Here is a 4,552-nt window from a genome sequence, read left to right as displayed (position 1 = left end):
GTACAGCATCTCGCGACGCTGCCTTGCCGACTGCGGCCTCCTGGACAACCGGCTGGGAGAAGACGATCTCGACCGGAGTCCTGCCCTTTATCACCCCGCTGGGCGTAAAGGAGAGGATGGTGAAATCGTCCGCGGCAAAAGCCGCGAAAGCGCCCCCCACAGCCAACAGAAACGCCAGAAGAAACAAACATATCCTTTTCATTACGTCCTCTCCTTTCGCGTGTTAATCCATATGGAAAATTGTATCATAGGACGGTGAAAAAAGCGGAGGTCAGTGAAAACAGCCTCTGCAGGCGGATCGCACTATCTCTCCACGAGCTCCAGGTGCGTAAGCCACTCTCCGACCATCTCCTTGTATTCGTCGGTGAAGTCCGCGGCGACCACAACGTGGACCCTGAACAGCCACGAATCGGTGAATATGAAGAGGTCCACGCAGTCGCGCGTGTCCTCGTTCTCTCCCGTCTGGTACTCCGCCCCGGCGACCGGGTAGGTGTAGAGCTCGGCGAATCCGTCAAGGTCGGCGGAGATGTCGATGTCGTCCTCCTCGATGTCCTCGAAGAGAGCAACGAGGGCGGCCAGATTCTCGGGGGTCACGAGCTCTCCTTCGTCGTTTTCGACCGGCAGTCTCTCGACGACAAGGGCTACAATACCGTCGTCTATAAGCCGCGTGTAGGACGCAACACCCTCGTCGTTCATCTGGAAGTCCACATCGACCGTGTTCGCGGGCAGACCGTAAACCGCTATCCAGAGGCCCTTCACATCCTCGTCGCCCTCGCCGGCCGGGGCCATCGACGCCGTGGACGCCACCAGTGCGAATGCGGCAACCAAAACAACAGTGTATAACCGGAGAAAACTCGTTTTCATACTTGCATACCTCGCTTTTGTCATAATTTCTCCGTCAAGGACGACGGAGTTGATTCATAGAAAAACCCGGATGCTTTCGCCTTTTTACTTCACCGAAGCGACGAGGTAGAAGCTCGTCACGATGTACAGCAGGGTCGCGCCCGCCAGGAGAGAGAAGGAGATTATCCAGAGCAGCCTCGGTCCGGCCTGCGCGCACGCCCTGTACCTCATGTGAGCTGTTATGGCGACGAATCCCAGGAACAGCAACCCAGCCGTCCACACGCTCATGTCAAGCATCTCCTAAGGATTGAAGGTCAGTGTCGCAACTGCGTCCATGTTCCGGTCGCCGACCTTCTTCAGTTTCAGCTGCCTGAAACCCACTGTCTGACCCCCTCGGATCGGGTCGTCCGGGTGACCGTCGAAGGAGTTCTTCGGGTCGATTACAACCTCCCTTAGATCTCCGGACCATGAGATCTTCTTGCCGTTGTTCATCGTCCCCATTGCGTAGAAGCCGAACTCGTTCATCGTCAGCGACGATACGGCCGACCCCAGGTTGATGGCCCTGGACTGTCCGGGCTCCACCGGGTACCATCCGATCCTTCGGTCGTCCTCCGAGTCGAAGCCCGCCCAGCAGAATGCCACGAAGAGCTTGTGCGGCCTGTTGTTGATGATCGTCACATTAACCCAGGCCTCGGCCGGCCCGACATGGCAAGCGACCGCAAGAAGCAGCGCAACAGCGATGATATACCTTCTGAAAAGATTTAGCGTCATATTCCGTCCTCTCCTATCCCTTAGGCCTCGTGTCGATCCTTACGGTAAATGCGCCCGCACCCTCCGAGTAACGGCACCTGTAGAAGGGCGCAATCCTCAGGTTCTTGCCGTTCGACGGCTTGTAATTAAAATCGAATTCGAACCTCTCGTCGCTGATCCAGCGATTGACCCTCTCCCTGTCCAGGGTGGAGGAGTCCACGTAGGAGGTGGAACCGCTGAAGGCTGCGTAGTAGACCCCCTTGGACTTGTCGATGACTTTGAAAACGATGGTCCTGTCGCCTCCGCCTTCTACGGCGTACCACCCCTTCGTGGTCCAGAGGCCTGACGAACTGTCGAAGTACAGGAAAGCCATGTTGACCTCGTTGCTCATCTCGTTGGTGATTATTATCTCCGCGGCGCCGGCGCCCGCCGCACTAAGCGCCAGCAGCAGCAACGCCGTTGAAATCAGTTTGATGGAGCGTGTTCTCATGATTGTTCACCTCCTGAAAATTGCCGCAAGGCCGGCGTGTTATTCGTCGGGGCCCTTTGTTCTGTCGACCTCCAAAAGGTCGATGAAATCTCCGGCGGAGATCACCACTTTCGGCGGAGCTTCGCCGAAGAGGATGAAATCACCGTCCGTGTGCGCAGTGGAGAAGAGCTTTGAATCCCTCAGAACCCCAAATCTCATCGTTTTCAACCGCGACGAAAAGTCGAACTCTATGCTGGCGTTTGTCCCTGTATGTATCTTGAGCTTGAAGTCCGGAAGCGCCTTCACGCTTTTGAAAAAAACCTCTTTACCCTTCAAAAAACCACGCCCCTGTCGGCTGCATCTTTGATTGCGTTTTGTCCAGCAGCGTATTTCGTTCTCTCCTTCATGTCGCCTCTCGCACAGAGGTCAACGGAATGCCCCTTTACGCCCGGCTGCCCACATCAAGCCGGCGCCGTCGTTAGAAATCCATCCTGGCCAGGTCGTTTTTCGAGCGAACCTTAAGCTTAGCGAAGATCTTTTTCAGAGCCGTTTTTACGGTGTTCTCGGAGACGAACAGGCGCGCGGCGATTTCGCGCGTTTTCAACCCCTCTTTTGCCAGAAGCGCTATCTCTCTTTCTCTCGGAGTCAACCCCTTTCTCTGCGGTTCCATGTAGGTTTTCACCGCTGTCGCGCCCTTCTCGAACTTACGGCAAAGGGCTGTCAACCTTGAAATTTCTCCCTTCTCGTATAAGGCCCCCGCCTTTTCAAGAAGCGGCAGAAGCGTGGCGCCAAATTCCGCAAAGGGCAGGTAAACGCGGTCGGGCAGCGCGATATCGAGAGCCCTCCTGAGGTATTCCAGGGCCTCCTCTTTTTTGTCCTCTTCTGCTTTTGCCGCCGCGAAGAGGATTCTGCGATAGAGGACCGGCATCAGAAAGCGTGCCGCCCCCTGCGACTCCATCATCGACTCGGTAAGCCCGTACAGCTCGGGGTAGCGTTTGTTCAAAAACAGCGCCTTTGCGTAGATAATCAGGCCGCAAGGTTGCCCCTGTACGTAGAGCACCTTTCTTATCCCGTCCGCGTCCATCAGCCATTCCGGAAGATCGTCGCCTCCCGACAAAAGCCCAAGGGTCGCTGTGCAAAGGTCGATCATGCGGATGATGGACCTCTCGGTACCTCGCCTGTATTTCTTTATGTTCTCCAAAGCCGTGCGGTAGGCCGCCCCGTCGCCTCTCAGCAGCTTCAGGCGTGCGAGGAGAAGCTCGGCGCAGAGCGCGATGCTTGTCTGGTCCGAATTCCTCGCCGAATGGAGGGCCTTTAGCGCCTCGCCCTCGGCCATATCCTCCTCGCCGCGCATAAGATGCGCCTCGGCGCGCATCGCGTGATTCGCCCCGCATCCGTGTCCGCCGGACAGCTTTAGATACACCGGAAGACAATCGTCCATCTGCTCGATCTCGCTATCCAGTTTTCCGCTTCTTCGCCAATATAGACATAGCACCGATGACACGCCGAAAGTCCACGGCGTGGTGCCGAATACGACGGTTCTCGACTCTCCGCAGTCATCCGCGGTGCGCAGAAAACGGGCGGCCTCTTGGTGCTGCTCGCTCATCCCCCGGATATCGTTGAACTCGGTGAACGATCGCAACAGGGCGAACTCCCCTCGCAGCCTCGACATCTCCGCCCCGGTCATTACGGATGCCGAAGACGATAGAACAACAGCGAGCAGCGATAGCGACCGTGAAAACAAAAAGGCGTTGCCCGTCTTCATAAACTGAAACGCAAACGTTAGCAGTGCGAACGGATGCCTGAGCAGGGTCTCCTCGGGACAGCCCCGGAATACCTTCTCGAGGACGAGAACCATGTCCCTCTCCTTCTGATCGTTGAGATATCGGCTGGTGAGGGGCAGCAAGAGGGCCTTCTCGTAATCGCCGGAGTCCGAATAAAGCTCCGCTGCCTTCAGGTAGTCGCCTGCCCAGGCGCACGCCTCGCCTGCTCTGCGTTTCATCACTGCTATGAAATCACGGGGGCGATTCTGAAAGCGCTGTTCGAGGTAGCCGCCTAAAACTGCGTGAATTGAGAAGACGCCCTTGTCCGACACATACTGAATGAAAAATCCGTCGCTTATCAGCCTCTTAAGCCCTTCGTGGAGCTCGGGTTCACCGCTTATGAGGGTCGCCTGGTCGATTGTGAAGGATTCGAGCAGCGTCAGAGACGCAAGCAGCTCTCTCTCCGATTCGTCGAGCCTGTTCCACACAGCGGTTGAGACCAGCGAGTCCATGTCGCGCACATCCGCCAGAGCGCCGGTCTCCTTGTGGACGGAGGCCTGAAGCAGAATAGCCGATACCCAGCCCTCCGTAACGCTCTGCACCCTGTCGAGTTCGCGCTCGGACATCTTGGCTCCCTTAAGGCGACAGAGACGGGCCGTGCTCTCCCTGTCGAAGAAGAAATCCCTCGTGCCCAGCCTCAGGATATCGGCGTGATCGGTAAACTCGG

At 56.9% G+C, this 4,552-nt stretch carries 7 protein-coding genes; all 7 read right to left on the bottom strand.

What is annotated here, in order from left to right:
* Positions 1–202 (bottom strand): hypothetical protein (locus tag GX181_05420; protein NLM71380.1); only part of this gene is annotated, 202 nt, incomplete at its 3' end.
* Positions 203–303: 101 nt separating this feature from the next.
* A complete protein-coding gene (locus tag GX181_05415) occupies positions 304–828 on the bottom strand; it encodes a hypothetical protein (protein NLM71379.1) in 525 nt (174 codons plus the stop codon).
* Between the two features lie 120 nt (positions 829–948).
* Positions 949–1,131 carry a hypothetical protein gene (locus GX181_05410; protein ID NLM71378.1) on the bottom strand — a complete coding sequence of 61 codons (183 nt, stop codon included), beginning with the start codon at positions 1,129–1,131 and terminating at the stop codon, positions 949–951.
* Positions 1,132–1,143: 12 nt separating this feature from the next.
* Positions 1,144–1,614: a DUF1036 domain-containing protein gene (locus GX181_05405; protein NLM71377.1), complete on the bottom strand. Its 471-nt coding sequence runs from the start codon at positions 1,612–1,614 to the stop codon at positions 1,144–1,146.
* Positions 1,615–1,627: 13 nt separating this feature from the next.
* Positions 1,628–2,083, bottom strand: a complete 456-nt coding sequence (locus tag GX181_05400) for a DUF1036 domain-containing protein (protein NLM71376.1) — start codon at positions 2,081–2,083, stop codon at positions 1,628–1,630.
* A 39-nt stretch (positions 2,084–2,122) separates the two neighbouring features.
* The gene (locus GX181_05395; protein NLM71375.1) at positions 2,123–2,398 is read right to left on the bottom strand and encodes a hypothetical protein; all 276 of its coding nucleotides are present in this window, start codon (positions 2,396–2,398) and stop codon (positions 2,123–2,125) included.
* 142 nt (positions 2,399–2,540) lie between these two features.
* Positions 2,541–4,552: hypothetical protein (locus GX181_05390; GenBank protein NLM71374.1), on the bottom strand; the 2,012-nt coding region annotated here is incomplete at its 5' end.

This window comes from Synergistaceae bacterium (assembly GCA_012521675.1).
GTDB lineage: Bacteria > Synergistota > Synergistia > Synergistales > Aminobacteriaceae > JAAYLU01.
Note: the sequence above shows the minus strand (reverse complement) of the source record. Positions and strands in the feature narration are given on the sequence as shown.

Excerpts from the sequence above, each read along its gene's own strand:
- GX181_05410 (NLM71378.1), bottom strand. The coding sequence starts at position 1,131 with ATGAGCGTGTGGACGGCTGGGTTGCTGTTCCTGGGATTCGTCGCCATA.
- GX181_05405 (NLM71377.1), bottom strand. The coding sequence starts at position 1,614 with ATGACGCTAAATCTTTTCAGAAGGTATATCATCGCTGTTGCGCTGCTT.
- GX181_05400 (NLM71376.1), bottom strand. The coding sequence starts at position 2,083 with ATGAGAACACGCTCCATCAAACTGATTTCAACGGCGTTGCTGCTGCTG.